22 protein-coding genes are annotated in these 24,178 nt (G+C 36.6%); 19 read left to right on the top strand and 3 right to left on the bottom strand.

All coding sequences use genetic code 11. The features are described from left to right. Positions 1-43 precede the first annotated feature (43 nt). The 4 genes from ACPLVE_RS04260 to holA are packed head-to-tail and all read left to right on the top strand — an operon-like array spanning position 44 to position 4,785. Positions 44-748 carry an HAD family hydrolase gene (locus ACPLVE_RS04260; protein ID WP_424610145.1) on the top strand — a complete coding sequence of 235 codons (705 nt, stop codon included), beginning with the start codon at positions 44-46 and terminating at the stop codon, positions 746-748. Between the two features lie 17 nt (positions 749-765). Then, entirely contained in the window at positions 766-1,488 is a 723-nt protein-coding gene (locus tag ACPLVE_RS04255; protein WP_424610143.1) for an MBL fold metallo-hydrolase, read from the top strand. Position 1,489: 1 nt separating this feature from the next. Beyond that, positions 1,490-3,772 (top strand): DNA internalization-related competence protein ComEC/Rec2, encoded by a 2,283-nt coding sequence (locus ACPLVE_RS04250; RefSeq protein WP_424610142.1) that lies wholly within the window; start codon positions 1,490-1,492, stop codon positions 3,770-3,772. Continuing rightward, entirely contained in the window at positions 3,769-4,785 is a 1,017-nt protein-coding gene (gene holA / locus ACPLVE_RS04245) for a DNA polymerase III subunit delta (protein WP_424610140.1), read from the top strand. Before ACPLVE_RS04250 ends, holA begins: the two co-directional genes overlap by 4 nt. Positions 4,786-4,809: 24 nt before the next feature. On the opposite strand, the gene rpsT is transcribed toward holA, so the two are convergent. Continuing rightward, entirely contained in the window at positions 4,810-5,091 is a 282-nt protein-coding gene (rpsT, locus tag ACPLVE_RS04240) for a 30S ribosomal protein S20 (protein ID WP_424610138.1), read from the bottom strand. Positions 5,092-5,224: 133 nt separating this feature from the next. Here rpsT and ACPLVE_RS04235 point away from each other — a divergent pair, with 133 nt between their 5' ends. The 15 genes from ACPLVE_RS04235 (at position 5,225) to ACPLVE_RS04165 (ending at position 21,425) form a co-directional block, all read left to right on the top strand. Further along, positions 5,225-5,551, top strand: coding sequence for a phage holin family protein (locus ACPLVE_RS04235; RefSeq protein ID WP_424610136.1), 327 nt, complete (start codon positions 5,225-5,227; stop codon positions 5,549-5,551). A gap of 6 nt (positions 5,552-5,557) precedes the next feature. Further along, positions 5,558-6,523, top strand: coding sequence for a GPR endopeptidase (gene gpr, locus ACPLVE_RS04230; RefSeq protein WP_424610134.1), 966 nt, complete (start codon positions 5,558-5,560; stop codon positions 6,521-6,523). A 94-nt stretch (positions 6,524-6,617) separates the two neighbouring features. Then, complete coding sequence (gene spoIIP, locus ACPLVE_RS04225; protein ID WP_424610132.1) at positions 6,618-7,739, top strand: stage II sporulation protein P; 1,122 nt, start codon at positions 6,618-6,620, stop codon at positions 7,737-7,739. Positions 7,740-7,749: 10 nt separating this feature from the next. Then, on the top strand, positions 7,750-9,930 hold the full coding sequence (locus tag ACPLVE_RS04220) for a hypothetical protein (RefSeq protein ID WP_424610131.1): 2,181 nt from the start codon (positions 7,750-7,752) through the stop codon (positions 9,928-9,930). 8 nt (positions 9,931-9,938) lie between these two features. Then, positions 9,939-11,054 (top strand): glycosyltransferase family 4 protein, encoded by a 1,116-nt coding sequence (locus ACPLVE_RS04215; RefSeq protein ID WP_424610129.1) that lies wholly within the window; start codon positions 9,939-9,941, stop codon positions 11,052-11,054. Positions 11,055-11,060: 6 nt separating this feature from the next. Further along, positions 11,061-11,291, top strand: coding sequence for a hypothetical protein (locus ACPLVE_RS04210; protein WP_424610127.1), 231 nt, complete (start codon positions 11,061-11,063; stop codon positions 11,289-11,291). 23 nt (positions 11,292-11,314) lie between these two features. After that, positions 11,315-13,126, top strand: a complete 1,812-nt coding sequence (gene lepA / locus ACPLVE_RS04205; RefSeq protein ID WP_424610125.1) for a translation elongation factor 4 — start codon at positions 11,315-11,317, stop codon at positions 13,124-13,126. After that, positions 13,123-14,250, top strand: a complete 1,128-nt coding sequence (gene hemW, locus ACPLVE_RS04200; RefSeq protein ID WP_424610123.1) for a radical SAM family heme chaperone HemW — start codon at positions 13,123-13,125, stop codon at positions 14,248-14,250. Before lepA ends, hemW begins: the two co-directional genes overlap by 4 nt. A 104-nt stretch (positions 14,251-14,354) precedes the next feature. Continuing rightward, on the top strand, positions 14,355-15,386 hold the full coding sequence (gene hrcA / locus ACPLVE_RS04195) for a heat-inducible transcriptional repressor HrcA (protein ID WP_424610121.1): 1,032 nt from the start codon (positions 14,355-14,357) through the stop codon (positions 15,384-15,386). Positions 15,387-15,399: 13 nt separating this feature from the next. Beyond that, positions 15,400-16,044: a nucleotide exchange factor GrpE gene (gene grpE / locus ACPLVE_RS04190; protein ID WP_424610119.1), complete on the top strand. Its 645-nt coding sequence runs from the start codon at positions 15,400-15,402 to the stop codon at positions 16,042-16,044. Positions 16,045-16,062: 18 nt separating this feature from the next. Further along, entirely contained in the window at positions 16,063-17,883 is a 1,821-nt protein-coding gene (gene dnaK, locus ACPLVE_RS04185) for a molecular chaperone DnaK (protein ID WP_424610118.1), read from the top strand. 57 nt (positions 17,884-17,940) lie between these two features. Then, on the top strand, positions 17,941-19,098 hold the full coding sequence (dnaJ, locus tag ACPLVE_RS04180) for a molecular chaperone DnaJ (RefSeq protein WP_424610116.1): 1,158 nt from the start codon (positions 17,941-17,943) through the stop codon (positions 19,096-19,098). A gap of 24 nt (positions 19,099-19,122) precedes the next feature. Continuing rightward, on the top strand, positions 19,123-20,052 hold the full coding sequence (prmA, locus tag ACPLVE_RS04175) for a 50S ribosomal protein L11 methyltransferase (RefSeq protein ID WP_424610114.1): 930 nt from the start codon (positions 19,123-19,125) through the stop codon (positions 20,050-20,052). Between the two features lie 3 nt (positions 20,053-20,055). Next, complete coding sequence (locus ACPLVE_RS04170; protein ID WP_424610112.1) at positions 20,056-20,793, top strand: 16S rRNA (uracil(1498)-N(3))-methyltransferase; 738 nt, start codon at positions 20,056-20,058, stop codon at positions 20,791-20,793. A 107-nt stretch (positions 20,794-20,900) separates the two neighbouring features. Beyond that, positions 20,901-21,425 carry a ferritin gene (locus ACPLVE_RS04165; RefSeq protein WP_424610110.1) on the top strand — a complete coding sequence of 175 codons (525 nt, stop codon included), beginning with the start codon at positions 20,901-20,903 and terminating at the stop codon, positions 21,423-21,425. 45 nt (positions 21,426-21,470) lie between these two features. On the opposite strand, the gene ACPLVE_RS04160 is transcribed toward ACPLVE_RS04165, so the two are convergent. Further along, on the bottom strand, positions 21,471-22,319 hold the full coding sequence (locus tag ACPLVE_RS04160; RefSeq protein ID WP_424610109.1) for a 2-oxoacid:ferredoxin oxidoreductase subunit beta: 849 nt from the start codon (positions 22,317-22,319) through the stop codon (positions 21,471-21,473). After that, positions 22,316-23,995, bottom strand: a complete 1,680-nt coding sequence (locus ACPLVE_RS04155; protein WP_424610107.1) for a 2-oxoacid:acceptor oxidoreductase subunit alpha — start codon at positions 23,993-23,995, stop codon at positions 22,316-22,318. Before ACPLVE_RS04155 ends, ACPLVE_RS04160 begins: the two co-directional genes overlap by 4 nt. Positions 23,996-24,178: the final 183 nt, after the last annotated feature.

The raw sequence follows: 24,178 nt of genomic DNA, 5'->3' as shown, positions 1-24,178 counted from the left end.
AATATATGATTATATTTGGAAAAGAGATTTTGAGGTGATAAAAATGGTGGATACTTTTCTATTTGATTTAGATGGCACTTTGCTTCCTGTAGATACGGATAAAATGCTTGATGAATACTTTTTAAGCCTCACCAAAAAGCTATCTTCTCATTTTGACCCCCATTTTCTTTTCAAAAGCATTTATCAAGCCAGCATGGATATGATAAACAATCTTGATCCTTCCATGACAAACAAAGAGGCTTTTTTTGAATCTTTCTTAAAAATGGTAAATTATCCTCAGGAGGAGATAGAAAAACTTTTTGAAGAGTTCTATTTAAATGAGTACAAGGAATTGGGTAAAAATATTCAGCCCAATGAATATGTCAAGAAGTCTTTAGAAATCTTAAAAATGAAGGGATATAAAATTGTCCTTGCTACAAATCCGGTTTTCCCAGAGATTGCTATAAAAGAGAGAATAAGGTGGGCAGGTCTTAAGGAAGATTATTTTGATTTTATAACTACTTATGAAAACATGCATTTTTGCAAGCCGCATATACAGTATTATGAAGAGTTATTAGAAAAGATAGGGAAAAAGGCTGAGAAATGCTATATGGTTGGCAATGATGTAGAAGAGGATTTAATTGCCTTTAAGCTCGGTATGAAAACATATCTAATTGAAGATTTTATGATAAACAGAAATTCAAAAGAAATAGTTGCCACTCAAAAGGGAAGTTATAAAGATTTTTATGAGTTTGTGGCCAAGCTTTAAGTAAGGAGGGATTTTTTGTGAAAATAACTGTTTTGGGGTTTTATGGGCCATTTCCCGGTCCTTATGGAGCGACTTCTGGCTATATAGTAGAAGAGGGAGATACACATATTTTGTTAGACTGTGGAAGTGGCGTGATAAGCAGATATCAGAGGTATTATGATCTTAATGACCTCAAGTATGTCATTTTATCTCATCTTCATTCTGACCACATGTCAGACATGTTAGTTTTAAGATACGCACTGGATATTTTGAAATCCAGGGGGACAATAAATGACCCTGTAAATGTGTACTGTCCGGCTACTCCAGAAAATGTACTGGAAGAGCTTAAGTTTAAAGATGTTTTTAAGATTCACACTATAAGCGAAGAAACGGCGCTTAACATAGGGGGAATCGAGATTTCTTTTAAAAAAATGAACCATCCTGTTGAGACTTATGCGGTAAAGATGAAAAAAGATGATAAGATTTTTGTTTACAGTGCCGATACTGTTTATACAGAAGACCTTGTCGATTTTGCAAAAGGAGCAGATTTACTCTTATGTGATGCAAATTTTCTTTCAGGAATGCAAGGGCCTCACATGACTGCTGCTGAAGCCGCAGAAGTGGCTAAAAAGTCTGGAAGCAAAAGGCTTATTTTGACACATTTGTCTCCTTTGATGTCTTTGAAGGACTATTACGCTGAGGCTAAGACGCTTTTTGAAAATACAGAAATTGCTAGAGATTTTGAGGTCTATGTGATTTGATATGCAAGCACCTTTTTTATACATAACATCTTTCTATTCTTTGGGAATTTTATTGGGTAGATTTTTGCTTCCAGTGTTCGTTTCCTCTGTTTTATTAGCGGCTTCAGTTTTTTTTCTGTTTTTTGTTTATAAAAAAAGTAAACATTTAACTAGTGTTGTTTTACTTTTGCCTTTTCTGTTTTTAGGAGCACTTTTGGCAGCCCTAATGCTTCATGCACCTAATCCGTATGAAAAATTGGAGGATAAATTTGTAGCCATAAAGGGAAAGGTAGTAGAAGTAAAAGAAGAAGAGGAACGTGCAAAGTATATAGTAAAACCTAAAAATCTGCCTAAGATACTAGTCCTCCAGTATGGAGGGGAGTATCCAAAAAAGGGAGATGTTGTGGAAGTAAGGGGTATTATTTCTCTTCCTAAGCCTAGCACAAATCCAGGAGGTTTTGATTATCAACTCTTTCTGAGGAAAAAAGGTGTTTACGGTATTACACGCATTCACCCCTATGCAGTTTCCATTGAGGGACGGGAAGTAGGCTTTTTTGAAGAAATTCTATTAAAGGCAGAAGATAAGATAAAGAAAAACTTTCTTTCTTCTATGCCCCAAAAAGATGCAGATTTTCTTATTACAAGTTTTTTAGGTGAGAAGGTTTTAGATGACCAAACCTTGTCTCAATTTAAGGTGGTTGGGATTTCTTATATTACAGCTGTAGCAGGGATGCAAGTCGCTATAATTTCGGGTTTTATACTTTATATTCTGGGGCTTATGCACCTTACAAGATATAGGTCTTTTGTCTTGCTTCCTGTACTGGTGTTTTATGCTTTTCTGACAGGATTAAATCCTCCTGTGGTCAGGGCTGTGGTGATGGCTTCTATTACTCTTCTGGGCTCAAGTTATGGTAAAAATAAAAATTCGATTAATTCACTTTCTTTTGCAGCTTTTTTAATCCTTTTTTTTAATCCTTTGATGTTGTGGGATGTCGGCTTTCAACTTTCTTTTGTAGCCACGCTTACTATTTTGTATTTTTATAAACCAATTGAAGAAAGACTTTTTCGATGGCCTCCTTATTTAAGAAGCGTTATGGCTTTAAATATCTCTGCCCAATTGGGTACAATTCCTTTTGTGATGTACTATTTTCACTATATATCCTTTGTTTCTTTTGTATCAAATCTTGTAGTAGTTCCTATTGTGAATATATCAATTATACTGGGCTTTTTATCGGCTTTTCTATCTTTAACAGTTCCTGTTTTTTCTACTCTTGTAAATTATGTAAACATCCCCTTTATAGAATTACTCTTCAAAATTACAGCATTTTTTAATAAATTTCCTTATGCTAGTGTGGATGTTTTTATTCCTCCTATTATACTTATAGTGGTCTACTACATTGTTTTAGGAATTTTGATAAGCGAGTTTGATTTTAGGAAAAAGAGAATCTTTTTAATTGGGGCATTTTTAGTGATGATTATAGTTTTTACATGGATCTATTTTGTTCCAAAGGATTTGGAAGTGACTTTTTTAGATGTGGGGCAGGGAGATGCTTCTTTTGTGAAGACTCCTCATGGAAAAGTTTTTCTAATAGACGGTGGGGGTAATCCTGTATTTTCCAACTCTTCTTTTGATGTGGGGGAGGATGTACTGTTGCCTTTTTTGTACTATAGAGGTGTCATGAAGCTTAATGCCGTTTTTATTTCTCATACAGATATAGACCATGTGGGAGGAATCATATCGGTTTTGGAGAATATGAAGGTAGATAGGGTATTCATAGGAATTCAAAAAGTAGAGGACCAAAATTTTAAAAGAATGATGGAAATTGCAGATAAAAAGGGAGTTCCTGTAATTTTTTTAAAAAAAGGGGATAAAATAGAGGTGGATGGAGTAAAAATACATGTTATTCATCCAGATCCCAAGAATTTAATAGAAGAGAATCCTATAAATAACAATGCACTTGTATTTAAGATGACCTATAAAAATATGAGGTTTTTGTTTACAGGGGATATAGAGAAGCCGGCAGAAGAGATATTGAAAGATTGTGATTTAAAGACCTTTGTTTTAAAAGTTGCTCATCATGGTTCCAGTACTTCTTCAACTCCAGAATTTATAGAAAGGGCAGATCCTCAGGTTTTTGTAATTCAAGTAGGAAAGAATAGTTATGGACTCCCGAGCGAGAGGGTGGTAAAATATTTAAAGGAGAAAGGAAAGGTTTATAGAACCGATGAAGATGGCGCTTTGATTGTGAAAACGGATGGATTTAAAGCACATGTATACCCCTTCTTAAAGGGAGTGAGAGAATGAACTATAAAGAATTTGTAGAAAAATTAAAAAAAGGGGAGATATATCCTTTTTATCTTTTTTATGGGGAAGAGCGATTTTTGGTTTTAGATGCTTTAAGACGACTTAAGTCAAAGCTTTTGAGTTCAGAATTTGAAGACCTTAATTATGTCGTTGTTGAAAAAGAAAATCCGGCTGAATACGTCGAGGAGATAATTGAAAATTGCGAGACTCTCCCATTTTTTTCTAATTATAAAATTGTCGTCGTTAAAAATGAAGAAGATCAGCTTGCCAAATTGGAGGATAAGGAATTAAAAAGGCTTACTGATTATTTTAATAATAGGGTGTTAGGAAATTCTAATCTAGTGCTGGTAATTTTGGGCGGAGAGAAAGTGGACTGGAGGAGGAAATTTTACAAGTTTGCAGAAAAGGAAGCTGCTGTCGTTGAGTTTAAAAGGCTTACTCCGGAAGAGGCTGTTAATTATGTTGGATACTTTTTGAAGAAACATGGGAAAAAAATTTCTAGAAAAGACGCGGAAGATATTGTGAAAAATATAGGAACAGACCTTTTTCTGCTTGTAAATGAGCTTGAAAAGATTGTTGCTTATTCGGAAGAGGAGACAATAGACCTTAAAAAAGTAGAAGTAATTCTTTCGGCAACTTTTAAAGGCAATATCTTTAACCTTGTGAATGCCTTGGGGATGAAAAAGGAAAAAGAAGCTTATAAAGTTCTTTATGCGCTTCTTTTAAGAGGAGAAGTGCCTTTTGTGATTTTAGCTATGATTGTAAGACAGATAAGGCTGATTGCGAAGTTTAAAGCGTTGGAAGGGAAGACTTTAGACAAGAAATCGATAGCCAGTCGTTTGGGAATTCCTGTTTTTGCTGTAGAAGACGTAATGAGGCAGAGCAGGCTTTTTTCTAAGGAAGACTTGTACAAAGCTTATAAAGAGTGCTTAAAATGCGATATGGCCTTAAAAAGTGGAGTAGAACCTTTATTTGCTTTAGAAAGTCTTGTAAAAAAGTTGTGCAAGCAATAAAAAAGCGTACTTTAAAGGTACGCTTTATTCATTGCTTGCAGATTTTAAAAGAGCATTAAATTTGGCATAAAGTTTTGATTTTTTTCTTGCAGCAGTGTTTTTGTGAAGAACGCCTTTACTTACAGCTTTGTCTAGCTCTTTTACTGCTAATCTGAGTCTTTCTTTGATAGCTTCTATGTCTTTTGTGGCTAGACTCTCATTGAACCTCTTTATAAAAGTTTTAACCCTTGATTTTATCATTTTATTACGAAGAGTTCTTTTTTTAATGATGGCTATTCTTTTTTTTGCTGATTTTGTGTTTGCCAAAAGGTTCACCTCCTCAATCGAATTTAATTTTACCATGAACAAGATAGTTTTTCAATAATTAATACACCTTTTACTTTACCACAAACGTATAAAATTTGTCAATTTGTCTATCATAAATAAAGGAGGTGATTTGATGCTTCAAACTATAATACGTTTTATTGTATCAGCCATTGTGCTTTTGGTGGTAGGATATCTTGTGCCGGGATTTAGTGTAGCAGGTTTTTGGGGAGCTCTTATCTCCGCAGTAGTGATAGCCATATTGGGATATATAGTAGAGCTTATACTGGGCAAGAATATTTCCCCCAGAAGCCGCGGTATTGTAGGTTTTATTGTGGCGGCAGTTGTTATTTACATTTCCCAGTTCATAGTGCCTACCATCCATGCCACTGTAATAGGAGCTTTATTGGCAGCTTTTGTTATAGGCTTAATAGATGCTTTTGTTCCTACTGAGCTGAGGTGATGCCTTATGATAGGTATAAGGACCGATCTTGCTTTAGAAGCTCGTGAACTTTATAAAGATAAAGAAATTCCTGGTGTCAGCATAAAGGAAGAAAGAGAAGAAGGGATAAAAGTTACAAGGGTTAAAATTCTCGATGAAAGAGGAGAAAGAGCAATGGGCAAGCCCGTGGGAGATTATATAACTATTGAAGCTCCAGGGCTTCTTGAAAGGGATTTGGATTTAGAAGAGAGAGTGGCAAAAGTGCTGGCAAGTATACTTTCAGAACTTGCTCAACTTAAAAAGGAAAGCCATGTGCTGGTAGTGGGACTTGGGAATTGGAACGTGACGCCGGATGCTTTGGGGCCACGGGTAGTATCCAATATAGTCGTTACAAGGCATCTTAAAGAATATGCTCCTTTGCAGTTTGGAGATGAAATAAGGTCTGTTAGTGCTTTTTCACCCGGGGTTTTAGGGATAACGGGTATTGAGACAGCTGAAATATTAAAAGGGGTGGTAGACAGAGTAAGACCAGACCTTGTAATAACTATTGATGCTCTGGCTTCCAGAAGATTAGAGAGGCTTTCTACAACCATTCAAATATCCAATACAGGCATAAGCCCGGGGTCCGGTATAAGAAACAGAAGGCTTTCCATTACTTATGAGAGCTTGGGGGTTCCAGTCATAGCGATAGGAGTACCTACGGTAGTGGATGCTGTAACTATTGCTCACGATACTATTGACTACCTTGTGAAGGAACTATCCAAAGAAACCAGTAAAGAGAGTGTATTTTATAAAATTCTAGAAAATATGAAAGAACAGGAAAAGTATACTTTAATCGAAGAAGTTTTGTCTCCACATGTACAGAATTTAGTGGTGACTCCGAAAGAAATAGACCTTCTTATTAAAAACATAGCCTCTGTCATTTCACGAGGCATTAACTTAGCCCTTCAACCAGGGCTTACAGAAAAAGAGATGAATCAACTCCTTCACTAAATATGGTACTAAAGCACCTCTTATTGGAATAAATATATGAATATAAAACCAAAGAGAGGTGCTTCTTTTGTCCATGAAAAGTATGCGGTCAAGTATGTTGCTTTTTTTAGTATTCTTGATTCTTAATGTAATTTTTTATAGCTGGATGGTACAGCCTGAAAGGGTTATTGTAAAACAGGTTATTGAGGATTCTTTTTCGGAAGAGTATGACAGACTGGATAGCCTTTTTGTAACTTCCATCAATTATTCTTTTCCTGTGATAGAGGTTGCTTTTGTATCTCAGGGCTATACGGGTAAAGATTTGACATTTTCCACTTTTTTGTATGCTAAAGTCAAGGACCCTATCAATTTAATAAAATTTCAAATTCCTGCTTTTGCTCAGGTTGAATACAAAAAATCTCCAAAAATAATGGAAGTTGCAAAACAGGAGGAGGAAAAAATATTTATTCCTCCCAAGGCGGAAGAAAAGCCGGAGGAGAAAAGGGAGAATACTGAGACGAAAAAACTCGATTCTTCAAAACCCTATCTTCTTATCTACCATACCCATACAATGGAAGCTTTTGCGGCTACAGGGGAAAATAGATACGTAGCGAGATACGGATATGACAGGACGGATGACCTTAATTACACTGTTGCAAAGGTGGGAGATTATCTTACAGAATATCTAATTAAAGAAGGGATTCCAGTATTGCATGACAAGACCATTCATGATTATAATTATGATAAGTCATATATTAATTCACTAAAGACTCTAAACAAAATTCTAAAAGAATATCCTTCTATAAAAGCAGCAATTGACCTGCATAGGGATGGTTATGGAGCAGTTATGAAGCCGGGAGTGGAGTCTATACCTGTTTTAAGTAGTTTGCCAAATCAAGAGTTTAGGAAAAAGTATACTATGGAGATAAACGGGGAGAAGGTAGCTAGGGTTTCCTTTATAATAGGGTCAAGGAGAACTCCAGAAATGAATGAGGACTGGCGCAAGAATTATGAATTCGCCAAAAGGATTAGTGATAAATTGAACGAATTGTACCCGGGTCTTTCTTTAGGGGTAGATGTTAAGCCGTACAGTGAGTATAACCAGCATGTGTTGGAAAAAGCTATTTTAATAGAGCTGGGAAGTAATTATAATACTTTAGAGGAAGCCATTGCTACTACTAAGTATTTAGCAAAAGCTATAAGTGAAGTAATAAAACAAGAGGAGGATTTTAAATAGGAGGTTAAAAATGAAAGTATCAAAAAGAGCACTAATCGCTGTACTTTTATTATTACTGTCTTTACAAATTTTTCTGCCAAAGCCGGCCTATGGCGAAAATCACAAAAAAGCGATAATTTTCATAGTAGACAGAGTGAACCTGAAAGATTATTTATCAAATGACCTTCCTGCTATAAAATTTCTGATAGAAAAAGGAACGTACAGCTTAATGACTGTCAACTCTGATGGAGCAAAGACGCCAGAAAATGTGTATGTGACCCTTGGAAGCGGTACAAGAGCAGTTGGTTCCGAGAAAGCCTTTTTAAATTTTAATACATTAGAACTGGTTTATGGAGGGGAAACAGCCGGTACAATTTTTGAAAGGAATACTGGTTTAAAACCAAGCCCTCATAACATTGTAAATTTAGACATAGCTCAAATACAAAGAAATAATCTTACAAGAAATCACATCATAGTCCCCGGAGCCATGGGGAGTCTTTTAAAAGAAAAGGGGAAAAAGATTGCTGTTTTAGGTAATGAAGGAAACACGCTTGAAGCCAAAAGATACGCTCCTTTGATTTTCATGGATAAAAGAGGAATTGTAGAATTTGGGGATGTGAGTGATTCCTCTTTAAAAAGGGATATAAAAAGACCGTTTGGGATATCTACAGATTACGAATATCTCTACAAAAAATATCTGGAAGTAAAAGATAAGGCAGACTTGATAGTTTTTCAACTGGGGGATACTTTTAGAGCTAACGAGTATCAGCGCTTTGCGTTAGACAGGGTGAATGATAGATACAGAGAAAAAGCTTTAAAAGAAGTGGACAACTTTATCGGAAAGATTCTAAAAGATGGACAACCCAATACCTTGTATATACTTTTGACCCCACTTCCTCCCTCAAAAGATTTATCTTTAAAAAGCTATATTGTCCCTTTTGTGATTTTTGGTCCTGGTTTTACAGAAGGATATGCTGTTTCTGATACAACGAGAAGGACAGGCATTGTATCAAACTTAGATTTTATGCCCACGATTTTAAAGTATTTTGATATACCGATTCCGGCATATGTAACTGGACATCCTGTCTATAGTTCGGGGGTAAAAGGTTCTGTCCAATTTCTTTTAGAGGAAGGAGAAAGATTAGTTTTTAATTATTCTTCAAGGCCCATTTTTTTAAAGGCCTATGGATATTTTCAAATAGCTACTTTCATAATTTTAGCAATAGGACTATTTTTGATTAAAAAACATTTTTACTATGAAAAATATTTGTTATTCTTTATATCCGTTGTACCGCTTTCTTTTTTGCTCCTTCCTCTTTTTGACTATTACACTTTTTTTAAGTCAACATTTTTTCTTATAGGGTTAAGTATAGGAATTACTGCTTTATTAGCAGGCCTCTCAAGGTCTAGTTATTATTTCTATTTTTTGATATCTTTTATAACTATTACTTTTTTAGTTATAGATCTTGTGACAGGGCAGTATCTACTTAAGAATTCTCTTTTGAGTTATGATGTGATAGCTGGAGCACGTTTTTATGGGATTGGTAATGAATACATGGGGGTTTTGATTGGTGCAACTCTTTGTTTTGCAGCTTTTCTTTTTGAAAGATTTTCAAAAAGATGGGCTCTTTTTATGATTTCTGCTTTGTATATCCTTGTGCTGTTTTTAATGGCTTCGCCATCTTTTGGAGCTAAAGTTGGGGGAGCTATCACGGGTTTTGCAGTTTTTTCAGTTTCCATACTTTTATTTAAAGGTATAAAGGTAGACTGGAAGAGGGTTATTGCGATTGTGCTTTCAATTGTCGTAATTCTATTAGGGCTTTTTTACGTAGATTATCTAAAACCCTTTTCTTACCAGACCCACATGGGACAGACTTTTGCTTTAGTAAAAAGCCATGGTATTGGGGCACTTTTTCAAATTTTTGCAAGGAAGCTTTTGATGAATTACAAACTGATAAAGAATTCAATATGGTCGAGGGATTTAGCTGTCTTTTTTGCCCTTTTGGGAGTATTGGCAGTTGCTAAAAAAGAAGTGCTCAAAGAAATTTTTAAAAAGCATCCTCATATTTTAAAAAGCAGCATATCTGCTTTAATAGGGGCGATTGTGGCTCTAGCTTTTAACGATGCTGGAGTTATAGCTGCTTCAACTATGACAGTATTTTTAGGTCCCCTCCTTTTTCATCTTGTAATTGATGAAGTAGGCAAAGGATAGGTGATTTTATGAATAAGGTACAAATACTGTACATTATTAGAAAAGCCGAAGGTGGAATGAAAAGGCATTTGCTTTCTCTTATTAATTTTTTGGACAAGGGAAAGTATCACCTCGGAGTTGTGTGTTCTTTTGATAAGGAAACTCTCCAGTACTTAAAAAATAAAGGAATAGAGGTTTTCGAACTTGAAATTGGAGATGGTTTTAGTTTAGTAGAGGATATGAAGACTATCAGAAGATTAAGGAGTATAATAAAGGAGTTTAAAGCAGAAATTGTCCATATGCACGGTTTTAAGGCGGCTTTTGTAGGGAGAATAGCCGCACTCGGATTGCCTGTGAAAACAGTTGTAACTTTCCATAATTTCCCTCAATATGGCGAGGGGAAGGGTTTTAAAAATAGAGTTATTCTCTTTCTGCTGAGGTATTTGAATAAAAGGACTGATGCTTTCATAGCCGTATCTGAAGCTTTGAAAAAAGAAGTAGTTAGAGCTGAGAAGATAAATGGGGACAAAGTTCACGTTATATATAACTGCCTTGAGCAATCTTTTTATAAAGAAAAGCCTTTCGATTTGAGGGGGAGTTTTAAGCTTCCCAGCGATGCTTTTGTTGTAGGCACTGTTGCAAGGCTTATTCCTTCAAAAGGGGTTCAGGATTTAATAGATTTGGCTTTTCTGATGAAGGAGGAAAATGTATTTTTCTTTGTTGCTGGTGAAGGGCCTTATAGAGGGGAATTGGAGAGAAAAATAAGGGAAAAAGGGCTTGAAAAGAAGGTTTTTTTGCTTGGTTTTATAAATGATATCCAGTCTTTTTTAAAAAGTTTAGACGTTTTTATCTTACCTTCCCACAAAGAAGGTTTTGGTATATCTGTGTTAGAAGCGATGAAGGAAGGAGTACCCGTCATAGCTTATTCTGTTGGGGGCGTACCGGAGATAGTCAAAGATAGGGTAAATGGGTTTTTAGTGGAAAAAGAAGATATAAAAGGATTATATGAAGCTTTAGAGAGACTTTTGAAAGATGCTGATTTAAGGAGGACCTTTTCCCTAAAAGGTAAAGAAACTGCTGAAAAATTCAACTGCGAGGAGATGGTAAAAAAGACAAAAGAGATATATGAAAGGATAAGGGAATGAAAGAGTATGAGGCTTAAAAGGACAAAAGAGAGGAAAGAAAGGATTAGAAGAAAAAGACTTGTAATATTCGCGCTTTTGTTGTACATTTTTATTGTGATAGCAGGGCTTCTGAAAGCAGATTACAATTTTTATAAGATGCTAAATGGAGAGGGCAGAATAGGAATTCTTAGAGTCGAGTTATGCGATAAAGGGATTTTCATGGAGCTTTTTGGTAAGAAATTTGTTATAACTAAATAGGGCAACCTAAGAGGGGGAATAAAATGTCTGAAAGGATGAAGTATATTAGAAATTTCTGCATAATTGCTCATATAGACCATGGGAAATCAACTCTGGCAGACAGATTGATTGAGAGAACAGGGCTTCTCTCAGAAAGGGAGATGGATAAGCAGATTTTAGACAATTTAGAGCTTGAGAGAGAAAGAGGAATAACCATAAAATTAAAGCCTGTCAGGATGACTTACAGAGCAAAAGATGGCAATGAGTACGAACTGAATTTGATAGATACTCCGGGGCACGTGGATTTCACCTATGAAGTTTCCAGAAGCATTGCTGCTTGTGAAGGAGCTTTACTCGTAATAGATGCAAGCCAGGGTATTGAGGCTCAAACTCTAGCCAATGTTTATCTAGCCTTTGAGCATAATCTGGAGATAATACCAGTGATAAACAAGATAGACTTACCTGCCGCCGATCCTGACAGGGTAAAGAAAGAAATCGAGGATGTGCTGGGTATAGATGCTAGCGAGGCAATTTTAACCTCGGCAAAAGAAGGAATCGGTATAGATGAGGTTCTGGAAGCTATCGTAAAAAGAATACCACCTCCTGAGGGAGATGAGGATAAACCCCTTAAAGCCTTGATTTTTGATTCCTTTTACGATAATTACAAAGGTGCTATAAGCTTTGTCAGGATAGTCGACGGAAAAGTTAGAAAAGGCATGAGAATAAAGATGTTTTCTACAGGCAAGGTATTTGAAGTAACGGAAGTTGGAAGCTTTAGGCCCGACCTTTACCCTGTTGAGGAATTAAAAGCGGGTGATGTTGGCTATATAGCGGCTAATATAAAAAACGTTAGAGATACTCGCGTTGGAGATACGATCACAGATGCAGACAACCCTGCTGATTCTCCTTTGCCGGGTTATAAGGAAGTAGTGCCAATGGTATTTTGTGGAATTTATCCGGCCGATGGAGAAGACTATGAAAACCTTAAAGAGGCACTGGAAAAACTTCAATTGAATGATGCTTCTTTGGTTTTTGAACCGGATACGTCTGCCGCTTTGGGATTTGGATTTAGATGTGGTTTTTTGGGACTTCTCCACATGGAAATTGTGCAGGAGAGGTTAGAAAGGGAGTACAATTTAAACCTTGTTACAACTGCTCCCAGCGTAATTTACAGAGTATACAAGACAAATGGAGAGGTTATAGACCTCGACAATCCTACAAAAATGCCTCCTCCTACCCAGATAGAATATATTGAAGAACCTATTGTTGAAGCTACTATCATGGTTCCAACAGATTATGTGGGTTCTGTTATGGAACTCTGTCAGGAAAGAAGGGGAGTTTATTTGGGGATGGAGTACATTGAAAAGACAAGGGTACTTTTAAAGTATGAAATGCCTCTTAACGAAATAATATATGACTTTTTCGATGCGTTAAAGTCGAGGACCAGAGGTTATGCCTCTTTGGATTATGAGTTTAAGGGTTACAAAAAGTCGGACCTTGTAAAGTTGGATATATTGATAAATGGTGAAGTAGTGGATGCTCTTTCCATGATAGTCCATAAAGATAAGGCTTATGAAAAAGGTAGAAAAATAGTTGAAAAGTTAAAGGAAAATATTCCAAGGCATTTATTTGAGATTCCTATTCAAGCCGCCATTGGATCTAGAATCATAGCAAGAGAGACGGTAAAAGCTCTTAGAAAAAATGTTCTTGCAAAGTGTTATGGGGGCGACGTTACCAGGAAGAAAAAGCTTTTAGAAAAGCAGAAAGAAGGCAAAAAAAGGATGAGGCAGATAGGAACGGTAGAAATACCGCAAGAAGCTTTTATGTCAATTTTAAAGCTGGATGATGAGAAATGAGAGAAGTAGGGATTTACATCCATATACCCTTTTGTAAGAAAAAATGCTATTACTGCGATTTTAACTCCTATGCGGGCTATGAGTATTTAATGGAAGATTATTTAAAGGCCTTGTTGCAGGAAATTAGGTTCTATTCTCATCTTCAGCTCAAAGTAGTATCTATATATATAGGAGGGGGGACTCCCAATTTTGTTCCTCCTTCTCATATCGAAAGAATATTGAACGAAATTTACAGTTTTTATGCTGTATTGGAGGATGCGGAAATCACTATTGAAGTGAATCCGGGGCTTTTGACGGAGGATAAGATTAAAATATACAAAGCAAATGGGATTAACCGTATAAGCATAGGGCTTCAAGCCTTTCAAAACCGTCTTCTAAAGTATATCGGTAGAATTCACACAGTAGAGGATTTTCTTAAAAATTATTTTTTGGTGCGGAAATATTTTGATAATGTGAATGTGGATTTGATTTTTGCCCTCCCAACGCAAACTTTCGAGGAATGGCGGGAAACCCTTGTGGAGGTTACAAACCTTAAGCCAGAACATCTCTCTTTGTATAGTCTCATCATTGAGGAGAAGACTCCATTTGGCAAGCTTTATAAAGAAGGGAAACTTCCTTATGTAGATGAGGAAGAGGAAATAATGATGTACAATTGGGCGGTAAATTTTTTGAAAAATAAAGGGTATCACCACTATGAAATTTCTAATTTCGCTTTTCCAGGGAGAGAGTGCAGACATAACATCTTGTATTGGGAACTCAAAGAGTATCTTGGATTTGGTGCTGGAGCCCATTCTTACTTCGAAGGAAAGAGATGGAGCAATTACGAAAGGTTAGAAGAATATATCGATAAAATCTTTAAAGGCAGGGATTTCAGAAAAGAATTATTCGAGTTGTCTCTTGAAGACATGATTTCTGAATTTATGTTTATGGGGTTGAGGTTGAGAAGGGGAGTTTGTGAAGAAGAGTTTAAGAAGAGGTTCGGAATGGGACTTTTCGAAAGATATGAAGAGGTTTTTTCTAGGTATGAAAATATGGGGTTTATAGAAAGGAATGGAGATTGCGTGCGACTGACAGAGAAGGGGATATATGTTTCAAATGAAATTTTTGAGGCGTTCCTGCCCTAATTTACGCCAAAATAAGTATTGACAAAAAATTATAAGAGTGGTATTTTAAAAACATGGATTAGCACTCAATAAATGAGAGTGCTAATAAACATGGGGTGGTGAAAATGCCGTTAGATGATAGAAAGAAAAAGATTTTGTTTGCTGTGGTGACTGATTACATCTTGACGGCAGAACCGATAGGTTCAAGAACCATTGCAAAAAAGTACAATATGGGCGTAAGTTCGGCTACAATAAGAAATGAAATGGCAGACCTCGAAGAAATGGGTTATTTGGAGCAGCCTCATACTTCTGCGGGGAGAATACCTTCTGATAAAGGGTACAGGTTTTATGTTGATACTATATTAAAAAACTTTGTAAAAGAAGAAATAGTGCCTCCTCCCAAACCTCGAGAAGAAGTCATTGCAGAATTTGATGAGATCGTAAAGAAGTATGCAAAAATTCTGGCAGATATGACTCGTCATGCTACAGTGGCAAAGATGCCAAAATTAAATCCTGATAAAATCAAGAAATTGCAGCTTATTCCTGTTGCTTCAAATAAAATAATAATGGTGGTTGTAACTGATGCGGGAATAGTTAAAAATTATCTTCTAAATTTATGCCAGAATGTGGACAGAAATGTGTTTGAGTTTTTAAACAATCTGCTAAATGACAAGATTGTGGGCAAAAGCGAGAAGGCTATTTTTGAATTTCTTGATAAAGACCTTAGAAGGAACCTTGGAGAAATGGCTTTTATGGCAGATGAACTGATAAAAACAATACTTTTAAGTTTAAAACAGTTGCAGGAAACAGATGTATATACCGATGGTACCTTGCACATTTTAGATTTTCCTGAGTACAAAGACTTAAGCAAGGCGAAAAACTTCTTAAGTCTTCTTGATAACAAGTCTTTGCTCAATGAGGTTTTAGAACCTGTTGAGGATTTTGTGGATGTAAAAATTGGAAGAGAAAACAGATTTGAAGAGATGAGGGAATTAAGTGTCATTAAAACCACTTACAAGATAAATGACAGAGTAGTAGGTACCATAGGCATAATTGGCCCTACGAGAATGGATTATAAAAGGCTTATAAGCGAGCTTATCCTAATGACAAGGGAGCTTTCAAACCTCTTGTCTTCTATATATAATGATGAATTATGATGGGGTGATACATGTGGAAAATTTTGAAAAAGAAAAGATCGAATTGGATGAGAAAGACTTAAAGGAAATGAAAGGAGAAGGACCTCCTATCGTAGAAGGTCATCCAGAAGAGGTAGAAAATAAAATAGAAGAGAAGGAAGAAGAGATAGAAGAGTTAAAAGAAGAGGGAAAGGACGAAGTAAAGGAGCCTTCTCCTGAAGAAATCATTGAAGAGCTGAAAAGGAAACTGGAGGAAAAAGAAAAAGAAGCAAGCGAATATCTTGATATAGCTCAGAGAATTAAAGCGGAGTTTGATAATTATAGAAAACGGACAGAAAGAGAAAAAGCTGAGATGGTAATGTATGGGCAGGAGCAGGTCATAGTAGAACTTCTGCCTGTTGTTGACAATTTCGAAAGAGCTCTGTCAGCTGAAGGGGATTATAATTCTTTAAAAGAAGGTTTAGAATTAATTTACAAGCAGCTTAAAAAAGTGCTAGATAAATTTGAAGTAAGGGAAATTGAAGCAGAAGGAGAAATCTTCGACCCTTATAAGCACCATGCGATTGCGCAGGAAGAAGTAGAAGGGAAAAAGCCAAATGAAATCATAGAGGTATTTCAGAAAGGGTATTATATGAAAGACAAAGTAATAAGATATAGTTTGGTTAAAGTAGCAAAATAAAAAAGGAGGGTGAAAAATATGGGCAAAGTTATTGGAATTGACCTTGGCACCACTTTTTCATGTGTAGCTGTTATGGAGGGTGGTCAGCCGGTAGTTATACCTAATTCTGAAGGAACTCGCACTACTCCTTCTGTAGTGGCTTTTACCAAGGAAGGAGAAAGACTCGTGGGGCATCCAGCCAGACGACAGGCTATAATAAATCCGGAAAGAACTATAATGTCGATAAAAAGGCACATGGGAACAGATTACAAAGTAAAGATTGACAATAAAGAGTATACGCCCCAAGAGATTTCTGCTATGATTTTGCAGAAATTAAAAGCGGATGCTGAAGCATACTTGGGAGAAAAAGTAACTCAAGCAGTGATAACAGTACCTGCATACTTCAATGATAGCCAGAGACAAGCGACTAAAGACGCTGGAAGAATAGCAGGACTCGAAGTCTTAAGGATAATAAACGAACCCACTGCGGCAGCATTGGCATATGGGCTTGATAAGGAAGGCAATCAAAAGATAATGGTATATGACTTGGGCGGAGGTACCTTTGACGTTTCTATACTGGAGATTGGCGACGGAGTCTTTGAAGTTTTAGCTACGAGCGGTAACAACCACCTGGGAGGAGATGACTTTGACCAGAGGATAATAGACTGGTTGGCAGACAATTTCCAGAAAGAGCATGGAATTGACCTAAGAAAAGATAGAATGGCTTTACAGAGGTTGAAAGAGGCGGCGGAAAGGGCTAAGATTGAACTTTCTTCTGCTATGGTAACAAATATAAACCTTCCTTTCATAACAGCAGACGCTTCAGGCCCTAAACATATAGATGTGAATTTAACGCGAGCAAAATTTGAAGAATTGATTTCAGATTTAGTTGAGTCTACAGTTGGACCTGTTAAGCAGGCTTTGAGCGACGCAGGATTAAAGCCCGAAGATATAGATAAGGTTCTTTTAGTGGGAGGTTCTACAAGAATACCTCTTGTACAGGAAACGGTCAAGAAAATAATGGGCAAAGAACCTCATAAAGGAATCAACCCTGATGAAGCTGTTGCAATAGGAGCTGCCATTCAGGCTGCTGTATTAGCAGGTGAGATTAAGGACATATTACTTCTTGACGTTACTCCTCTTTCCCTTGGAATAGAAACTTTAGGAGGGGTTTTCACGAAAATTATAGAAAGAAATACTACTATTCCTGTAAGGAAGAGCCAAATTTTTACTACAGCTGCAGATAATCAGACTTCCGTGGAGATTCATGTGCTTCAGGGAGAAAGACCTCTGGCTAAAGATAACAAGAGTTTAGGCCGCTTCATATTATCTGGCATACCGCCTGCTCCAAGAGGAGTACCGCAGATAGAGGTTACTTTTGACATAGATGCGAATGGGATTGTACATGTTTCTGCAAAGGACCTCGCAACAGGAAAGTCACAACAGATAACTATAACAGGTAGTACCAATCTTTCTGAAGAAGAAATACAGAGGATGATAAACGAGGCTAAGCAGTACGAAGAACAGGATAGGAAGAAAAGAGAAGAAATCGAAATTAGAAACAAGGCTGATTCTCTCATATATCAAGCGGAGAAAACTCTCAAAGACCTGGGAGATAAAATGACTCAGGAAGAGAAGGATGAGATTAACAAAGAAATAGAAAATGTGAGAAAAGCCCTTGAAGGAACTGATGTGGAGGCTATAAAGGCGGCTTCTGAAAAACTTTCTGAAGCTTTCTATAAAGTTTCAACAAGGCTTTACCAGCAGGCGTCAGCTAGTGCAAATCCCGGAGGCAGTCAAGGTACATCTCAGGGCAATGTATATGAAGCGGATTACAAAGTTGAGGACGATAATAAATAAATTAGAACCAGGTTTTTTGCCTGGTTCTAATTTACGTAATGAAAGGTAGGTGAGAGAGTGCCTAAAAAGGATTTGTATGAAATATTGGGTGTAGATAGGAATGCAAGTCAGGAAGAAATAAAAAAGGCATACAGAAGGCTTGCCAAAAAATATCATCCAGACCTAAACCCTGGAGATAAAGAAGCCGAGCAAAAGTTTAAAGAAATAAATGAGGCTTACGAAATACTTTCTGACCCTCAGAAAAGGGCTCAATACGATCAATTTGGCCATGCAGCTTTTGAACAGGGGGGGTTCCAACAACAGGGCGGGTTTGGAGATTTTACTCAAGGTGGATTTGATTTTGACTTTGGCGGTTTTGGAGATATATTTGGTGATATTTTTAGTGATTTCTTTGGTACAGGTAGGAGAAAAGCAGAAAAGGGACCTAAAAAAGGTGCTGACATAAGATATGATTTGAGCTTAACATTTGAGGAAGCAGCCTTTGGAACAGAGAAAGAAATAGAAATAGAACGATTTGAAGTTTGTGATGTGTGCCATGGTACAGGTGTAAAACCGGGAAGTCGTCCTGAGACTTGTCCTGTATGCCATGGGACAGGAGAAATACGGCAGACACAGAATACACCTTTTGGTAGAATCGTAAATATAAGAACTTGCCCAAGATGCCATGGAGAGGGGAAAATCATTACAGACCCTTGTCAAAAGTGTGGGGGAACTGGTAGAATTAGAAAAAGGAGAAAGATTAAAGTTACTATTCCTGCTGGTATAGACGAGGGACAGATGCTTACCTTAAGAGGCGAGGGAGAGCCGGGTTTAAGAGGAGGTCCTAATGGAGACCTTTATATTGTCATACACGTAAAACCCCATGAAATTTTCAGGAGAGAAGGTTATGATGTATATGTGAAAATACCTATAAGCTTTGCAGATGCAGCCTTAGGAGGAGAAATTAAGATACCCACTTTGGACGGGGTTGTGAGTTTTACAATTCCAGAAGGTACTCAGACAGGTTCCAAATTTAAACTAAGAGGCAAAGGTATTCCACATATAGGTGGAAGAGGGAGAGGGGACCAGATTGTCGAAGTGTATGTAGAAGTTCCAAAGAGATTGACAGAAAAACAGAGAGAGCTTTTAAAAGAATGGAAAAAATTAGAAGGAGAAAGTCCTTCAGAGCACAAGTCTTTCTTTCAAAGGATGAAAGATGCTTTTGGAGGCAATTAAAATTTTAAAAAGGTGTTGAAGAAAATGAAGTGGTTAGAAATACAGATTACAACTTCACAGGAAGCAGAAGAGCCTGTCACAGGCATTTTATACGATTTAGGAGCAACCGGAGTGGTTATAAAAAATCCCAACGATGTAAAAGAGCTGGCACAGACTAGTGAGTGGGATTATTTTGAGCCTTACCTTTTAGAAGAAGGCGATGAAGTAAAAATTTCTGCATATTTTCCAATTACCAATGATATAACGGACAAGATAAGTTTTTTAAAGGAGAGAATTTATGAGCTTAACTCTTTTGGAATAGACATTGGAAATATCAAGGTAGAGGTTTCTGAGGTGAATGAAGAAGACTGGGCGGACAGCTGGAAGAAGTATTACAAACCTTTAAAAGTCGGAAAAAGGATTGTCATAAGGCCTCTGTGGGAGGAATACAATCCTAAGGAAGGGGAAATAGTCATAGAACTTGACCCGGGAATGGCTTTTGGCACAGGCACTCATGAGACTACAAAGATGTGCTTAGAATTTTTGGAGGATATTATAAAACCTGGAGCAGTGGTATTTGATGTTGGCTGTGGGTCAGGTATACTTTCCATTGCTGCATCTAAATTAGGAGCTTCCCGTGTGTACGGTGCTGATGTAGATGAAATGGCGGTTAAAATAGCGAGAGAAAATGTAAAGTTAAATGGACTTGAAAATGTAGAAATTTTCCAGAGCGACCTACTTAAAAATTTTAGAGGAAAGGCAGATGTGATAGTAGCTAACATCATTGCAGATGCAATAATTAGGCTTATTCCTGATGTTTTGGTTCATCTTAAAGAAGGGGGGTTATTTTTGGCAAGTGGTATCATTAGGGATAGATTTGAAGAAGTGAAAAAAAGAGCGGAGGAATTCTTTGAAATGATTGATATGAAAGAAGAAAAAGAGTGGATAAGTATATTGATGAAAGAAAAGGGATAAACGATGAAGAAGGTCTTTGTTGAGAAGGAAAAAATAAAGGGAAATTTTGCCTATGTGGAGGGGAAGGATTTTCACCATCTCATTCACGTGTTGAGATACAGGGTTGGAGATAAAATTGTGGTATCTAATATGAAAGAGGAGTATCTGGGAAGGATTGAGAAGATAGAAAAAGAGAGGGCTATTTTATTTTTAGAAGAAAAGGTTGAGACAAAGGCAGAAAGTCCTCTGGAAGTTTTTTTATTTCAAGGCATACTCAAAGCTGACAAGATGGACCTTATAGTTCAAAAATGTACGGAAATAGGAGTAAGAAGGATTATACCTTTTGTAAGTGAATTTTCTGTTGTAGACATAAAGAGAGCTAACATAGATAAAAAAGTTGAAAGGTGGAAAAAAATTAGCCAAGAAGCTTGTAAACAATCGGGAAGAAATATTATGCCCGAAATTTTTGCTCCTATCTCTTTTGAAGAAGCGATAGAAAAAGCAATGGAATGCGAGCTTGCGATAATCCCTTACGAAAAAGAAGAGAAGAAAAGATTAAAAGAAGTGCTAAAAGATGTTGAGGATGCGAAGAAAATAGGAATATTCATAGGTCCTGAGGGAGGTTTTTCGCAGCGGGAAATTGAAAAGGCTATAAATAATGGAATTGTACCCGTCACTTTAGGGCCTAGGATTTTAAGGGCAGAAACGGCAGCCATTGCAGTTTCTGCTATAATTATGTACCAACTCGGAGACATGGGATAAACCTACAGGATAAAGGTAGTAAATTTTAATTTTTTATGGTAAAATAAAAGGAGAAACATGAGATTTGAGGAAAGTAGTGACTAGAATAAAAGAAAGGAGTTAAAACTATGTTGAGTGAAAGAATGTTGGAAGAGCTTAATAAACAGTTGAATTACGAAATTTACTCTGCCTACCTTTATGTAGCAATGGAGAATTATTTTCAAGAGAAAAATTTAGAGGGATTTGCAAATTTCTTTAAAGTGCAAATGGAAGAAGAATTGTCCCATGCGAGAATTTTTTACGAATACATATACCGCATGGGAGGAAAAGTAAAGTTATATCCAATTGAAAAGCCGGAGGAGGATTTTAAGAGCATTTTAGATGTTTTTAAGAAAGCTTTGGAGCATGAAAAAAGTGTAACACAGAGAATTCATAAGCTCGTTGATTTAGCAATTGAAGAAAAAGACCATGCAACCAATGCTTTTTTGCAGTGGTTTGTGAATGAACAAGTAGAAGAAGAGGAGAGTTTCCAAAAGATAATAAACAAGCTGGAATTGATAGGTGACAGCATGCAGCCTATATTCATGCTAGATTCAGAATTAGCTAAGAGGACTTTTGTATTACCTGCGCCCTTAGTAAAAAATGAGCAATAAATAGGGTATGCCTTTATATAGCATACCCTATTTTCTTTAAAAATTTTACTGGAAAAGTTTGAGTAATTTTTTAGCATTTTTAGGATTTAATTCTACATCTACAAGAGGAGGTCCATTTTTTATAAAGTCAAACTGGTCTTCATAAGTTTCTCTTTCTACTTTGTAAATTATTCCTATAGGGATTTTATTGCCAAATTCAAAAGCTTTTTTGAAAGCTTTTTCTTTGTCTGTATAATCGTAATCTTCTGGTAAGTAGTAAACCCTTTCCTTATACCAGGCATATGTGTTAACTTTATTCCATACAACACAGGGCTGGAGGATGTCTAAAAGAGCATATCCTTTGTAAGTTATGGCTTCCTTCATCAAATTTACAAGATGAGGTATGTCTCCAGAGAATCCCCTTGCTACAAATCCAGCTCCCATTGTTAAAGCTAAAGCTATAGGATTTAGAGGTTCTAATTTTACACCATCGAATTGCAAGGAAGTTCTTTGACCTTTTGCAGTTGTTGGCGATGCTTGTCCTTTTGTCAAGCCATATATTTGATTATCATGTACAAAATGTGCAATATCTATATTTCTCCTTATTACATGTATAAAATGATTACCCCCTTCGCCGTATGTGTCACCATCGCCGGATTCTACAATCACTTTTAAGTTTTTGTTAGCTAATTTTATTCCAATAGCAGGAGGAATAGCACGCCCATGTAGTCCATTAAACCCATTTATTTTTATGTAATGAGGCATTTTTGCGCCTTGGCCTATTCCTGTGACTAGGACTGCTTCATGAGGTTCAAGACCTAATTCCTCTAGTGCCTGTTTTAAAGCTGTTCTTATCATATAATTTCCGCAACCGGGACACCATGAGGGCTCGTAGAGTTTATATTCGTATTTCATGTTAAAACCTCCTTAAGCTTATTGTATATTTCATCACTGCTAAAAGGTCTTCCGTCGTATTTTAGAATTTTATGAGTAGCTTTCATGAGAGTTTCCTGCCTTATGAGTTTTTCTAATTGGCCGGTAGCATTTTGTTCGATATCTATTATTTTTTTGGCCTTTTTACTAAATTCTAAAAGCCGATTAGTAGGTAAAGGCCATATGTCCCCAAATATTAAAGCTCCTATCGAAAAGCCCTCCTCGACAAGGGTTTCAATAGCTTCTTTTATCGGCCCATAGGTAGATCCCCAGCCTATCACCAAGTTTTCTGGATTTTCCTCTCCAACAAACCAAGGTTCCTGTAATTCTTCTTTGAGATATTCAAATTTTCTCAGTCTTTTTTCTACCATAGCCTTTCTTATTTCAGCACTTTCAGTTATGTGGCCTTCTTCGTCATGTTCATCGCTGTCTACTAAAACAACCTGTCCAGGTATTTTTCCAGGTAGTATGCGGGGAGATACACCTGTTTCTGTTATTTTATACCTTTTGTATTCTTCTTCAGTTATGACTTCTTCTGCAGATATGTATCTTTCTATAGAAATTTTCTCAAAGTCAAAAGGAGCAATGGTTTTTAAACTATCCGCTAGATATTGGTCGCTTAAAAGTAATACAGGGATTTGATATTTCTCGGCAATATTAAAAGCCCTTGCCGTTTGATAAAAAGCATCTTCTACATCTCTCAAAGCTATTACCATTCTCGTAAATTCGCCATGTCCTGCATGTATTACGAATTGTAGGTCAGCCTGTTCTGTTCTGGTAGGGAAACCTGTAGCAGGAGCGGGCCTTTGTACATCTATGACCACTACAGGGACCTCAATCATTCCAGCTAAACTAAGAGCCTCTACCATCAAAGCAAACCCTCCACCAGAGGAACCAGTCATAGCTCTGACACCAGCATAAGAGGCTCCCAATGCCATATTAAGAGCTGCCACCTCGTCTTCTACTTGTTCTACTACTATACCCATTTCATTTGAATGTTGGGACATGAAAGTCAGTATTCCTGTGGAAGGTGTCATTGGGTAACCGCAATAAAATTTGCATCCAGCAGCAATTGCTCCTAAAGCCACCGCTTGATTTCCATTTATTAATATATTTTTATCTTCCAGTTTACCGACAGAAATTTCTGTGCTTACCAATTCATATCCTTTCTTTAAGGCTTGTAAATTAATTTCTGCAACCTCTTTATTGAATTCTTCTACGATTACTTCTTCTCCTATCGAAATGTCTAAAGAAAAATACTTGAGGATAACTCCTAATCCGACTGTTGTAAATACTCTTTGATTTTTTAATTCTTTTGCTTTTTCTAAAAGTGGAAGCACCAATATTTTTCCTTTTATATCCTCTACATCGATGTTTCTGTCACATATTATGATTCCGATTTTAGTAAGATTTTTACTGTGAATTTCAATTGTTTCTCTGTTTAACGCAAATATTACGTCGTTTTTTGAGATATGAGAATGTAAAGGTTTGTCTGAAAATCTTACTTGTATGAAATTATGTCCCCCTCTAATTCTAGACATATAATCACTGTTGGAAAAGACATAAAAACCGTGCCTTTTCAAGATTTTTGCTAGAAGATTTGCAGTTGTGTCAATACCCTGTCCTGCTTCTCCTCCAATTAAAATTGTGTAATTCATTTTCACCTCTCCTCAAATAATTATCATCTAAAATTTTTTTTCATTATATCATAATTTTCTTTAAAATAAAAGTACTCTATTGTTAATTTTATCAGCAATAGGTCAGCTTGTTGACAAAACCCGTATTAATTTAAGTGGCATTTTGTGTTAATGCTTGTAAGTTGCAAAGCGACTAAACTAAGG

The organism is Caldanaerobacter sp., from assembly GCF_049701115.1.
Taxonomy (GTDB): Bacteria; Bacillota; Thermoanaerobacteria; order Thermoanaerobacterales; family Thermoanaerobacteraceae; genus Thermoanaerobacter.
Note: the sequence above shows the minus strand (reverse complement) of the source record. Positions and strands in the feature narration are given on the sequence as shown.